Origin of the sequence: Mycobacterium genavense ATCC 51234, assembly GCF_000526915.1 — a bacterium.
Lineage (GTDB): Bacteria > Actinomycetota > Actinomycetes > Mycobacteriales > Mycobacteriaceae > Mycobacterium > Mycobacterium genavense.
Genome location: NZ_JAGZ01000019.1, coordinates 1 through 22246 on the forward strand (window position 1 = coordinate 1; position 22246 = coordinate 22246).

14 protein-coding genes and 8 pseudogenes are annotated in these 22246 nt (G+C 65.4%); 10 read left to right on the forward strand and 12 right to left on the reverse strand.

Translation table 11 applies throughout. The features are described from left to right. Positions 1–12 precede the first annotated feature (12 nt). The 6 genes and pseudogenes from T428_RS30590 to T428_RS30610 all read right to left on the reverse strand — a co-directional run bounded on the left by T428_RS30590 (position 13) and on the right by T428_RS30610 (position 7305). Positions 13–1431, reverse strand: a pseudogene (locus T428_RS30590) (HNH endonuclease signature motif containing protein). A 76-nt stretch (positions 1432–1507) separates the two neighbouring features. Continuing rightward, positions 1508–3005 (reverse strand): annotated as a pseudogene (locus T428_RS30595) (class I adenylate-forming enzyme family protein). A 40-nt stretch (positions 3006–3045) separates the two neighbouring features. After that, the gene (locus T428_RS0123815) at positions 3046–3981 is read right to left on the reverse strand and encodes an acyl-CoA dehydrogenase family protein (protein ID WP_025738426.1); all 936 of its coding nucleotides are present in this window, start codon (positions 3979–3981) and stop codon (positions 3046–3048) included. Beyond that, positions 3978–5129, reverse strand: a pseudogene (locus T428_RS30600) (acyl-CoA dehydrogenase family protein). The gene T428_RS0123815 and the pseudogene T428_RS30600 overlap by 4 nt, the downstream one beginning before the upstream one ends. A 2-nt stretch (positions 5130–5131) precedes the next feature. Beyond that, positions 5132–6241: pseudogene (locus tag T428_RS30605) on the reverse strand (acyl-CoA dehydrogenase family protein). Further along, positions 6238–7305 (reverse strand): annotated as a pseudogene (locus tag T428_RS30610) (acyl-CoA dehydrogenase family protein). Before T428_RS30610 ends, T428_RS30605 begins: the two co-directional pseudogenes overlap by 4 nt. 69 nt (positions 7306–7374) lie before the next feature. Between T428_RS30610 and T428_RS0123845 the strand changes: the two are divergent. After that, a complete protein-coding gene (locus tag T428_RS0123845; protein WP_025738429.1) occupies positions 7375–8244 on the forward strand; it encodes an LLM class flavin-dependent oxidoreductase in 870 nt (289 codons plus the stop codon). Here the strand turns inward: T428_RS0123845 and T428_RS0123850 are convergent. Together T428_RS0123850 and T428_RS0123855 are read right to left on the reverse strand one after the other, a co-directional pair. Then, complete coding sequence (locus T428_RS0123850) at positions 8210–8926, reverse strand: SDR family oxidoreductase (protein ID WP_025738430.1); 717 nt, start codon at positions 8924–8926, stop codon at positions 8210–8212. The two genes, T428_RS0123845 and T428_RS0123850, sit on opposite strands and share 35 nt — an antisense overlap. A 6-nt stretch (positions 8927–8932) precedes the next feature. Beyond that, on the reverse strand, positions 8933–9766 hold the full coding sequence (locus tag T428_RS0123855; protein WP_025738431.1) for a FadR/GntR family transcriptional regulator: 834 nt from the start codon (positions 9764–9766) through the stop codon (positions 8933–8935). Between the two features lie 135 nt (positions 9767–9901). Between T428_RS0123855 and T428_RS30615 the strand changes: the two are divergent. Further along, positions 9902–12306, forward strand: a pseudogene (locus T428_RS30615) (CaiB/BaiF CoA-transferase family protein). Between the two features lie 11 nt (positions 12307–12317). Then, a complete protein-coding gene (locus T428_RS0123865; protein ID WP_025738432.1) occupies positions 12318–12512 on the forward strand; it encodes a ferredoxin in 195 nt (64 codons plus the stop codon). Between the two features lie 15 nt (positions 12513–12527). Here the strand turns inward: T428_RS0123865 and T428_RS30620 are convergent. Further along, positions 12528–13825 (reverse strand): annotated as a pseudogene (locus T428_RS30620) (cytochrome P450). 83 nt (positions 13826–13908) lie between these two features. Between T428_RS30620 and T428_RS0123875 the strand changes: the two are divergent. The 5 genes and pseudogenes from T428_RS0123875 to T428_RS0123890 all read left to right on the forward strand — a co-directional run bounded on the left by T428_RS0123875 (position 13909) and on the right by T428_RS0123890 (position 17323). Beyond that, complete coding sequence (locus tag T428_RS0123875; RefSeq protein ID WP_425412075.1) at positions 13909–15018, forward strand: aromatic ring-hydroxylating oxygenase subunit alpha; 1110 nt, start codon at positions 13909–13911, stop codon at positions 15016–15018. Between the two features lie 158 nt (positions 15019–15176). After that, positions 15177–15920: pseudogene (locus T428_RS36260) on the forward strand (AMP-binding protein); the annotation flags it as partial. Positions 15921–16159: 239 nt separating this feature from the next. Then, complete coding sequence (locus T428_RS36265) at positions 16160–16399, forward strand: AMP-binding enzyme (protein WP_084298855.1); 240 nt, start codon at positions 16160–16162, stop codon at positions 16397–16399. A gap of 29 nt (positions 16400–16428) precedes the next feature. Beyond that, complete coding sequence (locus T428_RS0123885; RefSeq protein ID WP_169733701.1) at positions 16429–17097, forward strand: cytochrome P450; 669 nt, start codon at positions 16429–16431, stop codon at positions 17095–17097. A gap of 4 nt (positions 17098–17101) precedes the next feature. Next, positions 17102–17323, forward strand: coding sequence for a ferredoxin (locus T428_RS0123890; protein ID WP_025738435.1), 222 nt, complete (start codon positions 17102–17104; stop codon positions 17321–17323). Positions 17324–17332: 9 nt separating this feature from the next. On the opposite strand, the gene T428_RS0123895 is transcribed toward T428_RS0123890, so the two are convergent. Continuing rightward, positions 17333–17896, reverse strand: a complete 564-nt coding sequence (locus T428_RS0123895) for a TetR family transcriptional regulator (RefSeq protein ID WP_025738436.1) — start codon at positions 17894–17896, stop codon at positions 17333–17335. A gap of 375 nt (positions 17897–18271) precedes the next feature. Here T428_RS0123895 and T428_RS0123900 point away from each other — a divergent pair, with 375 nt between their 5' ends. Further along, a complete protein-coding gene (locus tag T428_RS0123900) occupies positions 18272–18778 on the forward strand; it encodes an LLM class oxidoreductase (RefSeq protein WP_025738437.1) in 507 nt (168 codons plus the stop codon). Positions 18779–18782: 4 nt separating this feature from the next. On the opposite strand, the gene T428_RS32445 is transcribed toward T428_RS0123900, so the two are convergent. Next, positions 18783–19709 carry a class I SAM-dependent methyltransferase gene (locus tag T428_RS32445; protein WP_169733702.1) on the reverse strand — a complete coding sequence of 309 codons (927 nt, stop codon included), beginning with the start codon at positions 19707–19709 and terminating at the stop codon, positions 18783–18785. 367 nt (positions 19710–20076) lie between these two features. Here T428_RS32445 and T428_RS0123910 point away from each other — a divergent pair, with 367 nt between their 5' ends. Further along, positions 20077–20727 (forward strand): HAD-IA family hydrolase, encoded by a 651-nt coding sequence (locus T428_RS0123910; RefSeq protein ID WP_036468808.1) that lies wholly within the window; start codon positions 20077–20079, stop codon positions 20725–20727. A 23-nt stretch (positions 20728–20750) separates the two neighbouring features. Here the strand turns inward: T428_RS0123910 and T428_RS0123915 are convergent, their stop codons facing one another. Beyond that, positions 20751–22019, reverse strand: coding sequence for a sensor histidine kinase (locus T428_RS0123915; protein ID WP_051465346.1), 1269 nt, complete (start codon positions 22017–22019; stop codon positions 20751–20753). Between the last annotated feature and the right edge of the window lie 227 nt (positions 22020–22246).

Genomic DNA, 22246 nt, shown 5'->3' on the forward strand with positions numbered 1-22246 from the left:
CGGTCACCACGCTTAGAAGGGTGGGGGTTCGTCGTCGGGTGGGTGGCTCGGTGTGGTGAGTTGTGTTGGGGGTGGGCTGGTTGGTGTGGTTGGTGTGCTTGGCGTGTTGCGTGGTTTCGGCGTCGTTCGGCGGCGATGTAGTCCGATGTAGTCGTAGCGGCGTCGGGTGCGGGTGCGGCGGCGTCGGGGCATCATGGCGGTGCGGTCGGTGCAGGGGTGGGGCGGGTCTGGTGTGGTGATTTCACCGGTGGGGGCGCATAGGGCTGGGAATAGTAGGGCGGCGCCGGGGGCGGTGATGTGGGTGCGCCCGGCCGGGGAGGTCCAGATGATGGTGCCGTCGGGTAGTTGTCGGTCGTGCCATCCCCAGAAGGTTTTGATCAGGTGGTGCAGTCGGCATAGGCATTTGATGTTCGCCGCGCAGGTGGGGCCGCCGTGGGCGTAGGGGATGGTGTGGTCGAGGTCGGTGTCGATGGCGGGGCGGTCGCAGCCGGGGAATCGGCAGGTCAGGTCGCGGCAGCGGACGAAGTCGGCCAGCGCGGGTGTGGGGGTGTAGTGGGGTTCGGCTGGTGCGTTGCCGGGGTGGACCAGTGGTCGCAGGGTGGCCTGTGCGGCCAGTTGGGCGATCAGTTCGGCGGGGATGAGTACGTCGGTGCCGATCAGTGCGCCGGGTGCGGGGGCGCTGCCATCGAGGGTGGATTGGGTGGCCACGACGTGGATGAGTACCGGGCTGGGTGCTGTGGTGGTGGCGGCGGGGCAGGTGGGTTGTCCGCAGCGACACAGCAGCCGGTCGGCGTCGGTGGCCAGTGCGGCCATCGCGTCGGCGCGGCGCTGGGCCAGCGTGCGCGGATCGGCCGGACACACCGACTGGGCTAGGGCGGTTAGGCGGGCGTCGACGAGGTGGGTGTTAGGGCTTTGTAGGCGGCCGAAGATCTCGCTGAGCCCGTTGCCGCTGTCGTGGAAGGACACCTCGCGGTCGGCCTGCTGTTGTCGGGTGCGCCGGAGCGCGTCACGGTCAGTGGTCGCGACGACGCGATCGACCGCCGCACCCAGTTGGGCGCGGGTCATCGAGGGCCAGTGACGCACCTTGGCCGCCAGGTGGGCGTCGACGGTGGCCATGGCCTCGGGGTCGGTGATCAAGTCGGTGCGGTACACGATCGTCTGAAACGTCGCCTAACTGATGTCGCCGGCCAGCAACAGCGCACCGATGCGTGGCAGCCGCATGCGCAGCGCGCGGGCATAGTTCAGATAACTCGACGCCAACCCCTGGCTGATATCCAGGGCGGCGGCGATCTCGGCGGAGATGGCCGCCCAGGTATCGGCCACCCAGGACTCTCGTTCCCCCCACTGGCGCAGCCGCAGCACGTCGAGCTCACCGATCGCCGTCAACCGCGCCCCGGCCGCCCGGTTCTCCGCCAGCGCCGCCGCCCACATCCGCTCCACCACCGCCGCATCGGCATCCCCCGTCGAACACGTGTTCGATTATAGTGAAGGGCCCCGACAAGTTCCCTCAGCCGCCGCGGGCCGCGATCATGGCCGATCGATTGACCTTGGTCGCGGCGGTGCGGGGGATGGCGTCGACGAACTCGACCGTCTTGGGCGCCTTATAAGGGCGAGTCGGCTCTTGGCGTACTCGATCACCTGGGCCTCGTCCAACTCGGCGCCGTCGGCGCGCTGCACCACCGCGTGCACTCGGCGCCCCCAGCGCTCGTCGCTGAGTCCGATGACGACGACGTTGGCGATGCCGGGGTGGCCCGACAGCGCCGATTCGACTTCGGCGGGAAAGACATTGGCGCCGCCGCTGACGATCATGTCGACGCGGCGGTCGACGATGTAGAGGAAACCGTCCTCGTCCAGGTGGCCGATGTCACCCGCGGAACGGAATCCGTCGTCGGTCGACGGCAACGGCGGCGCTCCACGCAGATAGCGGTAGCCCGCACTCATCACCGAGCGCAGATAGACGTCTCCGTCTTCGCCCGGACCCAGCGGGTTCTTGTCGGCGTCCAAGATGCGAATCTCGGTGTCGCGGAAGCCGCGGCCGACATTGCCGGGATGAGCCAGCCACTCGTCGCCGCGCAGTGCGGTGAGGCCGAGATTCTCGGTCATGCCGTAGGCCGTCACGATCTGCTCCGGGCTGAGCAGTTTGAACCAGGTGTGCAGCAGCGACGGCGGCATCACCGCGGCTCCTGCAGGATGAACACGATGTTGGACAGGTCGCGCTCTCGGATGTCGGGCAGGGCCGCGATGCGTGCCAGCATCGTCGGCGTGGCCGTGAAGTTCGTGATCCGGTAACGCTCGACGGCATCGACAAACACTGCCGCATCGAACTTTTCGAGAATCACCAGATGGTCGCCGCTGAGCAGCATCAAAAAAGTCGCGAAGCCGTTGGTGTGATACATCGGCGCGGGCACCAGGATGGTCTGCAGCTTGGCCACCGGTGTCCAGTTCGCCAGGAACGGTTCGCCCTGCTGCGGGATCCACAGCGACGGCGCCAGGTTGAGAATCACTTTGGGCACGCCGGTGGAGCCGCTGCTGCAGATGCCGTTGGCGGTGGGGGACACGGCTTCGGGTAGCGGGTCCGGGGATTCGCCGGCCGCCAGCGCGTCCAGCTCCCACCGGGTGTCCTCGTCGACGACCACCGCCGGGTTGATCACCGCGCGCACCCGGTCACGCTCCCATTCGGGCAGATCCCAGTGCATCGGAATCGGTACGGCATCGATCTTCCAGCACCCCAGCGCGGCCAGCACCAGATGCTGTGAGTTCGGGATGGCAAGAGCGACAAACGAACCCGCTTCGGCGCCGCTAGCGGCCAGCGCCCGTCCCCACTGGTTGACGCTTATGTCGAGCTCGGCGAAGCTCATGGTCTGCGCGGTGCCGTCCAGCGCGACGATCGTCACCGCCGGCTGGTCGGCCAGTTCCTCGGCGAGCTCGGCGAGTTTGGTGCCGAACGGGATCCCGTCTGCGAATGGGTTCGGGGTCACCTCGGTCGCGGCGGACTCTGCGCTCATCGGCGCACATCGCTGCGCTCTGCATGGTCGCCGGCGCGGCTCACGCCGATACCGGCTCGCTGAACAGCGTCTCCAGGGACCCATCGCGGACATTGGAGATCAGGCGCAGCCCGAGCGCCTCGGTGCCCAGCGGCAGCCGGATCAGCGGTTGGGTATGGCGGTCGAGCACACTGACGTCGGACTCGTCGCAAAAGCCCAGGGCGCCCAGCAATTGGTGGGAGGTGCGCAGCACCTGCCGTGCGGTGTCGGTCGCCTTGAACCGCAGCACCAGCGCGTCGGCGGAATGCACCTGCATCGCCAGCGATTCGGGTCGGCAGATGGTGAACTTGGCCACCTCGTACAGTCCGCGCACCGCGACCGAGGCATCCGCGGCGGCGAACCGGACGGCCTGGAAGTCCGCCAACGGCTTGCCGAACTGAATGCGGGCCTGCACATGGTCGGTGACGATCCGCAGCGAACGCTGCATCGCTCCCAGAATCCGCCATGATCCGAGCACGAGATGAAGATTAACGTCGGCGGCCGGCACTGTCCCGTCGGGTGTGACCAAAGAGGCCGGCACCAGGAATGGGCCCAGCTTGGCGTTGGTCCGCGACCCCATCCGCAGCTGGTAGCGGTTGCCATCCAAATCGGCGGCGATCCAGTCGCCCGGCAGGTCGCCGTGGTCGATGCGTACCGCCTCGGGATTGACCAGCGCCAGCCGGGCACCGTCGATCGCCAGCAGCTCCTCGACGAGTAGATAGGGCAGCGCGTGCGCACCGGCCGTCTGGCACAGCACCGCCGCGGCCAGCAGGTCGTCCGGACCGGACCGGACATCGAGGTCGAACGCGCCGAGCTCGCCGAGCGCCGTGCGCGCCGCGTCCCGAACGCTGTCGTCTCGCTCGGCCCGCAGTGCGGCTTGTGGACCACCCAGCCGATCGAACCGTTTGGCGGCGACGGCCGCGAAGTCGCTAATATCTTGTGGCAGTGTGGTTTTCACCGGTGTTCTCCCAGGGCGTCGCGGGCGACCAGCATGCGCTGCACCTCGATGGTGCCCGACGCCACGATGGCCGCTTGTGCGTAGCGCCAATGGTCTTCGCTCGCCCCGTGCAGTGCCGACGATGTGCCGCTGTCCAGCGCCGTTGGTCCGAGCACGTCGAACAGCAGCTCGGCGACCTGTTAGTCGCAGGTGGTGGTGGCGATGCGGGCGGCGCTGGCCGCCGCCCCGGCCGACGGATCGTCCTGCAGCGACACCGCGCGGTAGGCCAGCAGCCGGGCCACCCGCAGGTCGACAAGCGCCCGGACCCACCGGGCCCGCAGCGATTCGGGCAGTCGGTCCCATTCCTCGCCGAGCTCGCTTTGCATGCGATGCAGCAGGGACTCGCAGCGCGCGTAGCGTGCGATGCCGACCCGCTCGAACGCGAGCGCCTCGCGCATCACCCGCCAGCCGTCACCGACCTCGCCGAGCACGTCACCGGGGAACGCCGGCACGTCGTCGAGGAACATCTCGTTGAGGTGATGCGGCCCCAGCATCGACGGGATGAGCCGCACCGTGAAACCGGGCCGATCCATCGGGATCAGAAAAAGGGTGAGCCGCTTATGTTTTGGCGCATCGGGGTCGGTGCACGTCGCCAGTACGCACCACGACGCCATCTGGGCATACGACGTCCACACCTTTTGGCCGGTGATGCGCCAGCCGTCGCCGTCGGGCACGGCGCGGGTACGCAGCGAGACGAGGTCGGTTCCGGCCTCCGGCTCGGAAAAGCCTTGGCACCAAATCACATCGCCGGAGGCGATGGCGGCCAGGTGCTGGGCCTTCTGCTCTTCGGTGCCGTAGCGCATCAATGCCGGGCCGACCCAGTTGATCCCCATGTACTGCGGCCCGCGCGGCTCGTGCTGGGCCCACATCTCCTCGCGCAGCGCGGTGTTGGCAGACCGGATCGAACCACCGTCGCCGCCATGCTCTTTCGGCCACGCCAGCGCCAGCAGTCCCTCGACGGCCAGCAGTTTGCAGAACGTCTCGGTGGTGGCGTGGTCTTGCGGATCCTCCGTGCACGCCCCCAGGAAATCCGGCGGCACGTGGTGAGCGATCAACTCCCGCAGGCGGTGTCGCAGTTCGACGGCGTCGTCGCCGAGGTCGTAATCCATCGTCATCCCTTCGGCAGCCCGAGCAGTCGCTCGGCGATGATGTTGCGCTGCACCTCCGACGTTCCGCCGTAGATGGTGGCCGCGAGCGCGTCCTGGCGTTCGAACAGCAGGTCCGGGTCGCCGGCCGATCCGGGTCCTTGGGCCGTGGCCGCAAGTTACCAAACCCGTTGCAAGGTAACCGATCCGAGCAGCTTCATGATGTCGGCCTCCGGGCTGTTCCGGCCGGCGAGTTCGTTGCCCAACGCGCGGTACCCGGTGGCCCGCAGCGCTTCGGCGTCGGCGAGCAGCGACCCGAGTTCGGCGTAGAGGTCGGAGTCTTCGGCGCCCGCAGTGCGCACCGCATCGAGTCCGCGCTTGATCTCGACCCAGTTCATGATCCAGATCATCTGGCGTTCGTGGTGCAGCGACGACAGCGCGACGTTCCAGCCGCCGTTGACCGGGCCCAGCAGGTTTTCCGCGGGGATCTCGACGTCGTCGAGGAAGACCTCGCAGAACGTCTCGTCGGAGATCGAGGCCATCCAAATGGGTTCGATGCACACGCCGGGGGAGTGCAGGTCGAGGATCAGACACGAGATACCACGGTGTTTCGGCGCGTCCGGATCGGTACGGGCATACAGCGTGCACCACCGCGATTCGGTGCGCCTGCGTCGTCCAGATCATGGACCGTTGACCCGGAAGACGTCGCCGTCCCGCTCGGCGCGCGTGCGCAGGCTCGCGAAATCCGATCCGGCTTCCGGCTCGGACATGCCCAGCGCCCACCATTCGTCGCCGCGCAGCAGCGGCACCAAGAACCGCTCGATCTGGGCGGGCGTGCCGAACTGGCGAATGCCAGGAGCCGCGACGCCGGGCCCTTGAATGCTGGGCAGCTTGGGTGCCGAGCGCAGCGCGCCCTCGATCCGGATCTCCATCGCGTCGCGCAGGCCCAGCGATCGGCCGCCGTGCTCGCGCGGCCAGGTCGGCTGCAGCTACCCACCCTCGAAGGCTGCGCGTTGATAATCGCGGCGCAGCGGGATATCCCAGCGGTACCGGCGGTAGTTCTCGTAATAGTCCTTCGGCAGAAACGCGACCAGCCACTCGACGAACTCGGCGACCACCTCGGATTTGGTTGTCATGCCGCGCCTGCGGCGACAAAGCGGCGGCCCACCTGTTGATAGAGCGCGCGACTGTCGCCCAACAGTGCGGCGCCCTGCCAGGCGTGCCGGACGTAGAGGTGTGCGTCGTGCTCCCAGGTCTGCCCGAGCGCACCATTCACCTGGACGGCGGTGCCCGCACAGTTGGCCGCGGCGTCGCTGGCCGCCGCCTTCGCCAGTGCCCCGGCGGTCCAAGCGTCCGCGGGTGCAATGTCCGGATCGGCCAGCCGGGCCGCGGCCGCGTAGGTGAGGCTGCGGGCGCGCTCGACGGCAACTTAGTTGTCGGCCAGCGCGTGCTTGATTCCCTGGAATGCCCCGATCGGTGAGCCGAATTGACGGCGTGACTTGGCGTGCTCGACGGAGAGGTGCAGGGCGGCGCCGGCCACGCCGACCAAATCGGCGGGGACGGCCACCATCGGTGCGGTCAGCGCCGACTCCAGGTCGACGGGAGTGGACGCCACCGGTTCGGCGTCGATCTCGACGTCGGCGACCGGGTGCGCGGGATCGGTGGACTCGCCCGCGGTGATCGTCACGCCGTCGCCGATGCGCACCACCACGGCGACATGGCCGTCGATGGATTTGGCCAGCGCGACGATCAGCTCTGCCCGAGATGCGTTGGGAACAGCGACCGCTGGGCCGCGCACCCGGCCGTCGCGCAACGTCATCGGTGGCTCGGGTAGCCGAGATCCCTTGGCGTGCACCGCCAGGGTGGCAACCACCCCGCCGGCGATATCGGTGAGCACCTTGTCCAGACCACAGGAGCGCCCGACGCCCGCGGCCAGGCCGACGCTGCTGAGCAACGGAATTGGCGCCAGCGCGGCACCGCACTCCTCGAGAACCACTGTCTGCTCGACGGGTCCGTAATCGCCGCCGGTGGGTACGGCGAGTTCGGTCCAACCGAGATCGACTACCGTCTTCCACAGAGCGCGCCAGCGCTCCGGGTCCGTCAGGGCCTGCCGGGCGGCATCGGGAGGACATTCGGTAAGCAAGATGTCGCGCACGGTGTCGCGCAGCGACAGCTGATCCGAAGTCAGTCCGACAACCATAAGACCCCTAACATAATAAAGATAGTAAACTAGCCGCGCTTTTGTAATCGGCACGAGCATAGGTGGCGCATGGTCGAGTGGTATCTGTTCCTGCCGCAGGTGCGGCTGTCTGTGGGTGACATCACGGACCGGGCGCGGTCCGTCGAAGCCAGTGGCTTCGACGGAGTGGCGTTCATCGATCACCTCGAGGCTCCGGGGTTACCCGGCGAAAGCATTTGGGAGGCAATGGCCGTCGCCACCTGGGTGGCGGCCAAGACCGAGCGGCTGCGCATCGGTCATCTGGTGCTCTGCGACGCCTTCCGGCATCCCGCCGTGCTCGCCAAGCAGTCCGTCACCCTGTCTGACGCATCCGACGGCAGGTTCGATCTGGGCCTGGGTTCGGGATCCTGGCCCGCCGAGTTCACCAGATTCGATGTCGGTCAGCAGGATCCGGTGGCCCGTGTGCAACAGCTCGGCCGTCACCTGGCCCTGATCAAGCAGTACTGGGGCGACGGCAGCAACGACGACGGTGCGGTTCAGCTACCCAAGCGCAACCATCCGATACCGCTGGTTCTGGGTGGCAGCGGGTCACGCATGATGGAACTCGTTCGCAATCACGCCGATTGGTGGAACCTGCAGGCCGACCATATCGACCGGTTGCCGAAGCTGGCCCCGTCGACGGGCAGCGCCCGGATCTCGGTCCAGCAGATGATCGGCTTCGCCCGCGCGGGCACCGACCCCGACACCGTGCGCGAGGTGAGCACCCGCCGCTTCGGCAACCTGGGGGCGGGCCTGGTGTGCGGTACTGCCGACGAGCTGACCCGGCACTTCGCGGGTCTGGCCGGCCAAGGGGTCGAGCGTTTCTACGTGTGGTTCGCCGACTTCGCGAAGCCGGAGTCGCTGCACGAGTTCGGGGAAACGGTGATCAAGCCTTTCCCTGGTGGCGGCGCGCTTCGTTAGGGACCACCGGCGGTCGGGCATACGGGCCGCGCTGCGCCGCCGAGAGCCGGATCTCCGGCAGATCGACCGACGGGTCCACGGTGTCCAGCCAGGCGACGGCGTGGGCGACGTCGGAGATCTGAATCGCGTACATCTCGAAGGGAACGTCTTGCAGCATCTCGGTTTCCACCGGGCCCGGCGTCACGATGTGCACGGTGATACCGTCGCGGTCGACTTCGAGCGCCAACGCCCGGGCGAACGCGTTCATGCCGGCCTTCGATGCGGAGTAGGCGGTCCGGGCCATCATCGGCTCGTGCGCGGCCGACGACGTGATGAACACGAACCGGGAGCCGGCGCGCATCCGCGGCAGCACCGCCGAGGTCACCACGAAGCAGGAATCCAGGTTGGCCGAGATGATGGTCCGCCACTGCTCGAAGGTCTGCTTGCGCGCATACGTTCCACCCAGCGTGCCCGCGGCACGAACCACCAGGTCGATCGTCGCCAAAGTGCTTATCGCAGCGGCGAATCCGTCCGGATCGGAGGCGTCGGCCACGATGTGACGGGCCCCGATCTCCTCGGCGGCCGCGCGCAACGGGTCTGCGCGCCGGGCCACCAGCACCACGTCGTAACCCAGTTCGGCTAGCTTGCGACCGTAGCCCTTACCTATCCCGCCGCTGCCGCCGGTGACCACCGCGGTTCGCATGGGGACTTAAGACTGCCGGAGGCCCGGCGGGCGTGACCCCGAACGGGAAAGAGCTTGCGGCGAAAGCGCATAGATCCGTTGCGTGGGCCGACCGGCCAGCACATAGGTCTGTGTATCGGCGAGGTGACGACCCGCGATGCGCCGCGCCCGGTCGACGTCGCCCTCCGCAATGGTCTCGGCCAGCTTGATGTGCGTGTTGAGCACCACCCGCCGCTGGGTCAGCGAGGGGTAGGTGCCGCGCGCCGCGCTCTCGTCGGCCCATTGCTTTTCGTGGCTGCTCCACAGCGTCTCCAGGCTGCCGACGACCGCGATGATGGTGTGATTCCCGCAGCCCTGCACGATGAGATCGTGGAACTGGCGCCCGATTTCGGTAAACAGCCGCCCGTCGTCGAGGTGCTCGGCCATGGAATCGTTGACTCCCTTGAGCTCTGGCACCAGGGTGTCCGCCCGGTCCGGCCGCTGAGCGGCCAGCGCCGCGCAGGCGGGCTCGAGTTCCTGCAACGCCATGCCGAGGTCGGCGACCTGAACGGACTCGCTCTGCAGTAACAGCCCGAGCATGTAGGCCGCGCTGGTCTTGGCCGGCGCATGCACGACGGCGCCACCGCGGTTACCCCGCCGCACCGAGACCAGACCCTCGGTTTCCAGGATGCGAAGCGCTTCGCGCAGCGAGACCAGGCTGACGTTGAATTGTTCGACGAGTACTTCCTGACGCGGCAGGAGATCGCCGTCGGCGAGTTCGCCGTCGATGATTTGGCGGCGCAGCTCGTCGGCTACGATTTCGGCGATCCTCGGCGCCGACAACCGGCGACGGGCATCGGGACCAATTCCCAGGGTGGTCATCCAATCCTCGCAGGAACAGCGGGAAGAGCGGCGAGCGCGCACTCAGCTGGCTTAGCTATTTTAGCAGTAATGATATAAGTAGCATCTCTGATTGCGTGTCGATCGGAAGGACGCGCGTGTCGATCGGAAGGACGGATGCAATTGAGCCAGGGGTCTGACGACCGTCCGACACCGCTGCACGGGTTGCGTGTCGTCGAGATCAGTGACCGGATAGCTGGCAGTTACTGCGGCAAGTTACTGGTCGACGCCGGCGCGCAGGTGCGCAAAATCGAGCCACCACAAGGAGATTGGCTGCGGCGCTACTCTGCGTCGGGTTCGCCGGTACCGGACGACCAGCCGTCGCCGTTCTATTGCTACCTCAACGCCGGCAAGCAGAGCATGACGTTCGCGCCGGGCTCGCAGCGATTGCGCGCGGAGCTGGCGGGCGCCGACGTGATCATCCTCACCGCCGGCCCGTCATCATCCTCACCGCCGGCCCGTCGCGAGCGGCCGCGCTGGGCATCGATCCGCGCCGGCTGCTGGCGGATGCGCCGCGGGCCGTGGTCGTCACGATCTCCGACTTTGGCTGGACCGGACCGTATGCCGACCGTGCCGCCAGTGAATTCACCCTGCAGGCCTGGGCCGGCTCGCCCGGTTTCCGCGGTGATCCCGCCGGGCCCCCGATCTCGATCGGCGGCGACCTGGGGGAGTACATGGGCGGCGTGTTCGCCGCGTTCGGCGCGCTGGCCGTGCGGCGCCGCGTCGAGCACGGCGGTCCCGGCGAACATCTCGACCTGTCGATGCTCGAGGCGATGACCCTGATGCAGAGCAGCGAGTGGCTGCATTCGCAGCTGCTGCGAGTGCCGCCGATCCGCCGCACCACCGAAGTGCCGTCGATCGAGCCGGCCAAGAACGGCTTCGTCGGGATCACGATGGTCACCGGCCAGCAATGGCTCGACTTCGTGGTGATGGTCGAATGCCCGCAGCTGGAAGAGATCGAGCAGCTGCGTTTTCAGATCGGACGCTGGGCCTACCGAGACCTGATCCGCGAGCAGATCGGCCCATGGCTGGCGCAGCGGACCGTCGCGGAGATCGTCGAACTGGGCCAACTGTTCCGGCTGCCGATCGCGGCGCTGGGCAACGGCGCGACGATCCGCGAGGTGGAATACGCCACCGAGCGCGGGGTGTTCCGGCAAAACCCGGCCGGGTTTCATCAGCCCCGCCCGCCGTGGCTGATGTCGGCGTGCGCGCCGGCCCCGGTGGGCAGGACCGCCGCAGCGGGTGCCGACAATGACGAAACAACCTGGCGCACAACCGAATCAGAGGACACAGTGGCGACCGCTGATCGGCCGCTCGAAGGCGTTCGAATCGTGGACCTGACCGCGTTTTGGGTCGGGCCGGCGGCGACGCATCTGCTGGCGGCCTTCGGCGCCGAGGTGATCAAGGTCGAGTCGATCCAGCGCCCCGACGGCATTCGCTACTCCGGTGGGATGCGCAAGGACGTCGACGACTGGTGGGAGTACGGCTGGGTGTTCCACGCGATGAACACCAACAAGCGTTCTGTCACATTGGATTTGGGTTCCGAGGAGGGGCGGCGGCTGTTCAAGAAGCTGGCCGATGTGGTGATCGAGAACTTCTCGCCGCGGGTGATGGACCAGTTCGGGCTGACCGCCGAGGTGCTGCTCGATGTCAATCCCCGACTCGTCGTGGCCCGCATGCCCGCGTTCGGGCTGGACGGCCCGTGGCGCGACCGGGTCGGATTCGCCCCCACCATGGAGCAGCTGGCCGGGCTGGCCTGGGTGACCGGACTGCCAGACGGGCCGCCGGTGACACCGCGCGGCGCCTGCGACCCGCTCGCCGGGGTGCATGCCGCCTTCGCCGTGCTGGCCGCGCTGAACGTCACCGATCGCACCGGAACCGGCCAGCAACTCGAGCTGCCGATGCTCGAAACGGTGCTCAACGCCGCCGCGAAACAGGCCATCGAATTCGAGGTATTCGGAAAGACGCTGAGCCGCAACGGTAATCGCGGCTTCGGCGGGGTGATCCAGAACCTTTACCGGTGCACCGGAGACGACGACTGGATCGCGGCGACCGTGCGCGACGACCGGCAGTGGTCCGCGCTCGTCGAGGTGATGGGACGACCGGCCTGGTGTGACGAGGCCCTGGCCACGGCGGAGGGCCGGCGGGCGCGCGCCGACGACATCGACGGGCGGTTGCAGGACTGGTTCGCCGGGCAGCCGCTGGAATCGACGGTGGAGCGGCTGGCGGGTGCGGGTGTTCCCGCCGCGCCGGTGGTTTCGCCGTCGCTGGTGACCGAGAATCCGCAACTGCGTGCCCGGGGTTTCTTCGAGGAAATGCGGCATTCGAGCATCGGGTCAGCCCTGTATCCGTGCCCGCCGTTCGCTTTGCTGTCCGGCCAGGATCGGTGGCTGATGCGCCCGCCGCCGCTGCTGGGCGAGCACAATGGAGAAGTACTGCGCGATCGGTGCGGGCTGACCGACGACGAACTGGCGAACCTCGCAGCCAGCGGGGTGATCGGAACCCGCCCGAAGGGCCTATAAGGAGGCAACTGATGCGCGTGACCGTCGACGAGACCTTGTGTGAGGCCAACGGATTCTGTGAATCGCTCGCCCCGGACGTCCTCGAGCTGGGCGACGAGGACGTGGTGCAGATCGCGGACGGACCGGTGGCGCCGGATCGGGAGATCGATGTGCGCGCCGCAGTGGAGCAGTGCCCGAAGGCCGCACTGCGACTGCAGGAGGACTGAGTCGGGCAAACAGGCTCAGCGCCGCTGCGTCAGCGAGATCGCTATCTCGTCATAAATCGACATGTTGGTCGTCAGGTTCGGATAGGACACCTTGGCCGGCCCGATTTCGATGCGCTCGCACCGCAGCAGCAGCTCGTCGAGCACCGCCCGCATTTCGGCGCGCGCCAGCATCGCGCCCAGGCAGTGGTGTGGCCCGCCGCCGCCGAACGCGACGTGCGGGTTGGGTTGCCGCCCGATGTCGAAAGCGAATGGCGCCTCGAACACCTCCTCGTCGCGGTTGGCCGACCGCAGCATCGACACCACCCGGTCGCCCGCGGGGATGTGCTGGCCGTCCATCTCCACATCGACCTTCGCGGTGCGCGTCCAGTACGCCACCGGCGACGCCCAGCGCAGCACCTCCTCGACGGCGCTGGGCCGCACCGCTTCCTCCGTGCGATACCGTTCGATTTGCTCGGGGTTGGCGACGAACGCCTGCAGCCCCATGGCCAGTGCGTTTTTGGTGGTGTCACTGCCGGCAAAAGCTAACACGAAGAAGAAGAACTCGAGTTCGTGTTCGGGCAGGCTGAACTGCTCGCCGTCGTCACCGGTGATCACCGCGGACGCCAGCGTGCTCCAGATGTCGTCGGTGGGGGTGCCGCGCTTGGCCGCGGTGAGCTCCATCGCGTAGCCGAAGACCGAGCCGAACAGCTCGAGTTCCACCTGTCCGCTCGGCCCCGCCTCGGGTGCCATCGCCTTGAGGATGCGGTCGAAAATGTCGAAGATGCGCGGGCGGTCCTCTTCCGGGATACCGATGATGTCGCCGATCACCGTCATCGGCAACGCGTCGGCGACATCGCGATCCAGTCCCCGCCGCCCCTGGCGAGCAGGTCGTCGATCATCCGCGCCGCCCGTGCCCGAATACCGTCCTGCAACTTGGCGATCGCTCGCGGATTGAACGCATTGGAGATCAGCTTGCGGCGCTTGTTCAACTCCGGCGGATCCAACGTAATGATCGTCGGGTACGACGAAAACATCGCGACCGGCTGAATGAGCGGGCCGTCCCCTGCGGTGAACGAGTCGGTGTCGCGGTGCAGGCGGACCGTATGCCGGTGCTTGGTCGCGATCCAGAAATCGCGGCGCACGGTCTGCGCCACGCCGGGCGTCAGGCCGTGTCGGAAAAGCGGCCGGTGGTGCCGCAGCTCGGCGAACAACTCGTCGGGAAAACCGTTACGCCACAACGCGAAATCGGATAGGTCCACTGCAGCAGCAGTCATGTGCAACCCCGCTCGCTTTCCCGCTCCGCGGCCACCGGCCGGTGCCGCGTTGACGTTCAATGCTTAAAATAGTAAAAATAGACTCTAGTCGTCGAAGCGCGGTAAGGTAAGAGCGGCCCGGCCGCGTGGGAAACGGAGTGCTCGTGACGAATACGATTCCAGAGCCAGACCCGTCGGAACGCGAGTTCCGACACTCCGGCATCGCGCTGTCCACCTATCGGTTCCCGACCGGGTGGTTCATCGTCGCCTTTGCCAGCGACGTCAAGCCCGGGGACGTCAAGCGCCTGCACTACTTCGGCGAGGAGTTGGTGCTGTTCCGCACCGCATCCGGCAAGGTCAATGTGCTGGACGCCTACTGCCAGCACCTCGGCGCCAACATGGGCGTCGGCGGCACCGTCGAGGACGAGAACATCGTCTGCCCCTGGCACGGTTGGCAGTGGCGCGGCGACGGCACCAACGCGCTGATACCGTACAGCAAGATCGGCTGTAAGAACAACGTTCGCATCCGCACCTATCCGTGCATGGAGTGGTACGGGTTCATCCTGGTCTGGCACGAACGACACGGGCGGGCGCCGTATTGGCAGCCGCCGGCGCTGCCCGAACTGGAAACCGGCGAGTACTACCCGCTGCACCCGCACAGCCGGATGCTGAACCGGGTCAAGGTGCACGCGCAGATGATCATCGAGAACGCCGCCGACCCGTATCACGTACAGTACGTGCACAAGGCCGCCAACCCGGCCATTACCGCTTCCTTCGAACTGGCGGGCTATCACTTGCACGCCACCGTCAACGCGCACTTCGGTGGTGGCCGGGCCAGAACCTGGCTGACCCCCAATGGGCCGGTCGATGCCAAGATCATCTACGACAACTACTCGTTGGGGCTGGGGCTGGTCCGGTTCCCGAGTGACCTGGTGGCCACCATCGAGGTCACCGGGCAGACGCCGGTCGACGAGGACTACACCGACTACTTCTACACGCAGGCCTCCGTTCGGGAGCCCGGCGACACCGGCGACGTGCCGACCGGTCGTGCCGCGAAATTCCTGGCGCTGCAACAAGAAGTCATCAAGCAGGACTTCTTCACCTGGGAGAACATGAAGTATCTGGAGAAGCCGAACCTCGCGCCCGAGGAAGCGCGCGACTACGCCGCGCTGCGGCGCTGGGCGCACCGCTTCTATCCAGGCGCCGAGCCGTCGCCCGACGACTTCGGGTACACCGCCAGCGGCGATCCCGACCCGGCGGCCGCGAAAGCCTAAGGGATGCACTCGGTTCGGAGCAGGCCGCCCGGGCCCTCCGATTTCGGAGTGGATCGATTCACGGTTCCGGCCGTGCTGGATCGGCGGGCCGAGCAACACCCCGATCGGGTGATGCCGAGATAGCCTTCGCCCTTGCCCAATCCGGAACGAAAATTCTCCTGGTCGATGACCTCTTCGCGCCGGAGGTGGCAGGCCTGCAAGAGCGGCTTGCCGAGCTCCGAACCGTGGTCTATATGGGCGAAAACGTCACGCCCCCAGGCATGTTCGGCTACGAGCAGTTAATCGCTGATCACCTCCCGTGCGAGGACCGTCGGGCCAGTGGTGATGCATTGTTTGGGCTGTTCTACACGGGCGGGACGACCGGGACACCCAAGGCGGTCATGCTCACCCACAACAACCTGCTCACGTCGGCGCTGGGGGCGTTGGCCTCCGAACGGTTGATCAGCCGCGGGGGCCGCATCTTGCATGCGGCACCGATGTTTCATCTCGCCGACCTCGGTCACTGGGTGCTCGGAAACCTCGTCGGGTCGACGCACGTCACAATCCCGTCATTTACAGCCGAGGCAGCAGTCGAAGCCATTGATGAACATGCGATCACCGATGTCCTGTTGGTACCGACGATGCTCCAGATGTTGGTCGACCACGTCGACGACGGTGTTCGGGTTCGCACGGTGCGTCACGTCCTTTACGGCGCCTCGCCCATGCCCGAGGACCTGCTGCGACGCGCGATGACATTGTTTGGGGCGGCCGACTTCACTCAGGTTTACGGTATGACCGAGCTAGCGTGTTTCGCGTCGTTGCTTTCGTCGGCTGCGCACCATCATCCGTTTCGGCGGCGTGGCGTCACAAAGCCAGCATTACACAACGAGATCCGGGTTGTCGATGACTCCGATCGTCAAGTTGCGTGCGGAACGGTCGGCGAGGTCGTGGTTCGTGGCGACAATGTGACGGCCGGCTACTGGGAGAATCCCGACGCAACCGATGCGGCTATCCGGGATGGTTGGCTGCACACTGGTGATGCCGGTTACCTCGACGCCGACGGCTACTTGTATGTGGTGGATCGGCTCAAGGACATGATCATCACCGGTGGCGAAACGTATATACGACAGAAGTCGAGAACGCGCTCACCGAACATCCGGCGGTGGCTTTGTGTGCAGTTTTCGGCCTTCCGCACCCGCAGTGGGGAGAGTCGGTTGAAGCGGCGGTGGTGCTGGCGCCAGGTACACACGCGTCGGAAAGTGAACTGCGCGAGCACTGCCGGGGACTGATCGCCGGCTATAAGGTTCCGCGGCGCATCGCGTTTGTCGATCAGATGCCGTTGTCGGGAACGGGCAAGGTGCTCAAACGCGAGCTCATCAAAGCTTTCGCCGCGTCGCAGTGAACCAAGAAATTGGTATGGGAGGTCAATCGATGACAAATCAGACAACATCCAGTGCCGAATCCGCTGGGGGCGTCGTACCCGACTACTTGAATGAACTGGCCGAACAGCGGGCTAGGGAGCCCGGCGAGGATCTGATCTCGCACATGATCGGCGTCAGCGCCGCCGACGGTAGACAGTTGCGCGGCGAAGAACTCGTGGCCCAGATCGCGCTTCTGCTGGTGGCCGGCAACGAGACCACGCTCAATCTGGTCGGCAACGGCATCACGCTGCTCCTAGATCATCCCGATGCCAAGCGCGACCTGGTCGCCGACCCGGCGCTACTGGGCGGTGCGGTCGAAGAGATGCTGCGCCTGGACCCGCCGTTACACCTGACTATGCGTCGCACGACCAAGCAGGTGACGCTGGGCAGTCACGAGATCAAGCCGGGAACAATGATGCGGCTCTGCATCACGGCCGCCAACCGAGACACGAGGGCCTTCAGTGAGAGCACGACGTTCAACATTCGACGCTCCGACAACAAGCACCTGGCCTTCCTGCACGGCATCCACTTTTGCGTTGGCGCCGCCCTGGCGAGACTGGAGGCCAAGATCATCTTCGAGCGGCTGTTGGCACGATTCCCCGACATTGGCCCCGGCAGCACCGCGCCCGTGCGCCGGACCTTGAACGTGGTCTTACGAGGTGGCAGACGCGCCCGGTGAAGCTGTGAGCGCACCGGTTCACGTCGAAATCCGCCCCGAGACGTGCATGGCCAGCGGACATTGCATTCGCAGCGCGCCGCGCGTGTTCGGCAGCGACCACGATGGCTGGGTGACGCTTCTTGACGCGGATCCGACGGGCCAGACAGAGCAGGTGCTCAAGGCCGCCCGCATGTGTCCGGTAGCAGCCATAGACGTGTTCGACGGCGACGGCTGCCAGCTGTCGTGAGCTGGCGTCCTAGTCGTGCTGAAGCTTCAAGAAAACCGCCTTAAACGCGGCGAATGTCTGATCCAAATCAATTTCTTCTGGCGCGACTCGCCACTGCTGATGGATACCGATTGCCGCACCGGTGAGCACCGTGACAACGTCGTCGCGGTTGACGCCGGCCGGCAACGGCATCTGTTCGGTCCAATTCTTCAGCCATTTGCGCATCGTGCGATGCAGCTCAGCATAGAAGCCGTGCACGGGGGAGTCCGGTTCTAAGGCCTCGGCGGTCAATGTGATCAACAGCCTGGTCGTCGGCCGACGGATAAATTCCCGAAGTTCGTCGAGGTTTTCTGCGGGATTGTCACCGGGCGGCGGGGCGTGAATCAGGCTTTCCGTGATCTCTTCGACGACCGCTTCGAGGAGGCCGTCTTTATTCCCGAAATGCCACGGAATCGATCCGCGGCTGATACCCGAGCGCTGGGCGATGTCGACGAATGTTGTTCTGCGAAAGCCTTGTTCGGCGAACAGCTCAGCGGCCGCCGAGATTAGCAACTGCCTGCTTTCGCTGCTCGTCTGCTCTCGCCTGGTCGGCATTGCTGCTGTGCCTCCTCTGCCAGATTTACTTCAACCATCTTGCCACACAACTCTCCACATGCCTGTTAGCATATGGTATGCTGGACAACACATAGTGTGGTGAATCGTGGAGGTGGTCACAAATGCGGTATTCCGGTCTGTTAGAAGTGCGCGACCGACCCGACTAAACCCGGCTGAGATCCCGTAACAGCCCCGCGGCCGGCTATCTCACCCGTGCTGAAAATTGGCCAGCAGGAATGGCCGCATTCATTAACTCCGTGTCCGCAGGCGGCACTCAGTGACGGAAATAATTCTCATCCATCTGGTTTAAATTGCCGCCGTTTAGCTTTCGGTCAGTTGACTGTTTGAATTAATCAAAATCCCTGACGGGGGATTGTGCGGGGCACAGTCTGCTCAAAATTCGCGTCACACAACAAACAAAACCCCTACTGCCTCGAAGAGTTGGAGAATCCCGAGTTTCGTTGGCAGAACACGCTTTACACGGCGGGGCTTGATTCGGACGGCTTCGACCCCGACGCTCCGCTGCCCGCCGAGCTCTGGGCGCAGCGGTCGGCGCCGTCGAGCCGGGCCGAGCAGCTCTTTGCGGCCTCGCGTGCCCGACCCGAGGCGTCGTTACGGGAGATCACGCGGGAAGTGACGGGCGGGCTGGCGGGGCAGACGCACTTCATCGGCACGCCCGAGCAGCTGGCCGACCACGTAATCGATTGGCAGGACGCGGGCGCGGTCGACGGGTTCACGATCATGGGATCGACACTGCCGCATGAGCTCACGACGTTCGTCGATCATGTCGTGCCCATCCTGCAGCGCCGTGGCCGATTCCGCACCGAGTACACCGGGCCCACTTTGCGCGATCATCTCGGACTCGAGCGGCCGGCCAATTAGCGTCTTAGGATTCCACGCGATCAACGACGAAGCGAACCTGGCAGCTTTTGTGAATATTACCGGGGCGGAAACCAGTGATTTCTGTATCCACAACACAAAAACCGAGACTGGTGAACAATGAATGCCACTCGCTAACCCGTTTGAACTGGCAGCCGAAATTCATATCGACAAGGCCCTGAGCGACGGCGTTGCCGAAGAAATCGACAAGTACGAGCACCTGAAATTGGTCATTTTCGGTCAATTTATTGAACTCGACTAACTCAGACTGCACCGCAGCAGCCCCGAGAGAGTCGGTGGGGACCGCGTACGTGTCCTCCTCGATAATCAACCGTCGAGCAACACGCCGCAAATTAATCAACAGCGGAATCACATCGGTGGCATCAACATGATGGAGAACCGTTTTGACGATCGCGCTGTCGAACATGTCGTCCGCATACGGGACATCAACAGGCGAGGCCATCTGCCGAAACGGCAGAACGTCGGCGTCCGCGCCACGATAGTCCATGACGTCAGTGGTGTAGCAGTCGAAGCCGGCGCGGGCGATCAGCGCAGCTAAATGACCGCGGCCGGAGCCGAAGTCGAGTACGGTGCTGCCGCTAATGGCGTCGGCAAGATTGTTGAAGTCCTGTATCGGCTTCCGCTGCGACTTGTACGCCGAGTAGCCCACGGTGAACCATGAGCCGTTTCCTTCGGGGGTGAAGAATTGCTCGTGCACCTCTTCCGATGCTTGATACAGCTCCCCGCCATCACCAGCTGCCAGCAAAAACTTAAAAGCGTCTTCTAGAATCCCACTCACATCGCTGGCATAGTCAGGAAAATGAGATTTGTAGCTCTTGTCCAACACCGACATCGTGAAATTCAGTGCCGACGTTCCCTGCTGCAAAGTCTCATGGATGAAATCGTATTGAGCTCGTTTGGTGGCTGTTGTCACCAAGGATCCTTTCGTCGCCCATACTGCAAATGCCTGACGCAGCGTCGTTGGGTAGCGGCAGGCGGAGGCCCAGCAGTGGATTGAACGACATGATATCAGGGCAATGCAAATAGAAGCCGCCCGGCTAAAACTAGTTAAATTTTCTTGATCCGCCTTTACAAATGTGCCACGCGCGCGTATTGGCAACGATGGCCTGCCCGCATGTCTTTTATGCACACTCGTCAGCAGATCCTGTTTGACGTGCAGTTTTCGCCGCGAACTGCTCCGTTCGTGCCGGTTTGAACCTTGCCGAGCGCCGCCTGGAAGCAAACCGCGAACCTTGCAGGGCACGAGCGTGCGGTGACCGGTAACCGTAGGGTTGCGGATTATGGCGGTGCTGCGTGGCAAGAGGATCCTGTTCGACATCGACGGCACCTTGGTCGACTCCACCGCCACAGTCGAACGGTCCTGGGGTACCTGGGCCGACGAATACGACGTCGACTACGAACAGGTCCTCAAGGTCTGTCACGGCAGGCGAACCGAGGACACGGTCGCGCAATTCGTCGCACCACGGCAGCGCGTCGCGGCGACGGCTCGGCTACTTGCCTTGCAAGAGAGCGCCGATCTCGAAGGTGTCCTGGCGCTACCGGGGGCACGCCGATTGCTTGATGCCCTACCACGTACCCATTGGGCCGCGGTGACGTCCGGGCCGCGCTCGTTGATGGCTGCCCGGCTGGCGGCAGCGCGGCTTCCGGCTCCGGAGTTGCTGATCGGCGCAGAAGACGTCTCGACCGGCAAGCCAGACCCCGAGAGCTACCTCAAGGCGGCCGCCGCGCTGGGCTTCGAGGCACAGGACTGTCTGGTGGTCGAGGATGCGCCCGCGGGCGTCGGGGCCGGCCGAGCCGCCGGGGCGCAGGTACTAGCCGTCACGACCACCCACTCCGCGACCGAACTGTCGGACGCGCACGTCGTCGTGGCCGATTTATCCTGCGTCAGCGTCGAAGCCACCGGCGACGGCGTGGCCTTGCTGACCACCTAATCCAGTGGACAGCCCCGCAACGATCAAGCGGCGGTGAGATGACGTGCGGTCCCCAACGGTATGGAGACGGCGAGTTCGGTGCCGGGGGAGGTGGAACGCACGTCGAACTGTCCACCGGAGGCGAGTACCCGCGCGCGCATCGATGCCATTCCGATATGACCTTCCTCGGCCTTGCGCGCGATAGCCGCCTCGGAGATGCCCACTCCGTCGTCGGCGACACGCAGCCAGGCCAACCCTTCGCGGTATTGCAACTCGATCCAAATATTGTGTGCCCGGGCATGTTTGATGACGTTCGTCGACGCTTCGCGCACAGTGTTGTACAGCACGTCGTCGGCCTCGGTGCGCAGGCCGTCGGGCCAACTGGCCGCGTCGAAATCGACGGTGAGTCCGGCGCGCGAACCAAGGCTTTCGGCGAGAGCGGAGACCGCCGACTTCAATCCCATCCGCACCAGCACGTCTGGATGCAGTTCACGGACGACGTCGCGCAGCAGCCCCGAACACTCGGCGAGCGCGGACGCGACACGGTCGGCGGCATCGGCTGAGCCGGCTTGCACATCCTCCATGTCTTGGCGTGCAACCAAGATGTACTGAAGAGCCCCATCGTGTAGACGTTCCGAAATCGCTTGCCGCTCATGCCGTTCCACTGCCAGCAACTCTTCCAGCAGGTGGCTTCGCTGCCGCGCCAAGTCGGCGATCATTTCCAGCCTGGACCGCTGGAGGAAGGACAGGGCAACCGACCCGCCGGCAAGTGCTGCCAAGACGAATGCGCTCAGCAGGATCGACGCCCACGGCTCCTGGTCGGCCGATCTGGTGATCGAGCAGGTCAGAACGAACACGGATATGGTCGGGTTCGCCACCGCCGCACTGATCTTGGGATCCAGCTGCGCGCCCGCGATCAACGGGATCAGGAAGAAACCAATCCGCATCACATCCGACGTCCAGTCCTGCGGGGAGGTCACACCGGCGAGTATCGACAGGACCGAAACCATCATCACGTCGGCGGTCAGCATGAGCAGCGGCACCAGCGTCGTGGTGGATGTCGTCGTGGGCGACCCACGGCGCAGCGTCAACGCACTCCAGCAGCCGAGGATGACCATGTACACCAGCGGGATGGTCGCGCAGACCCACTCGTAATGGTCCGGCGGGTCCAGCACCAACGTCGCTACGACCAAGACGATCAACACCGAGCGCAATCCAAACTGCAGCAGGGTGCCTTGCCACATCGTCCGGCGGACGTCGGGTACCACCTGTTGCGCTCGCAGGTCGACCACACGCTGAGGATCTCCGGGCATTAGCGGCTCCTGTCGTATCGCAATGGCGAGATCATAGCCACCGATTTCCGGCAAGAATGCGTGCTGCGGCAAACAAATTAGACGTGGCCCACGAGAACGCCAGCCCGGCTCCGTACGGGCCGGAAGGCTAAGGTCGCGCGGGTGCGGCCGCACTTCCACGCATGCAGTCCTGAAACTCAGGACTGCCCGGGGCGAAGTCGAAGCCACAGTTGCACTCATGAGTTTGC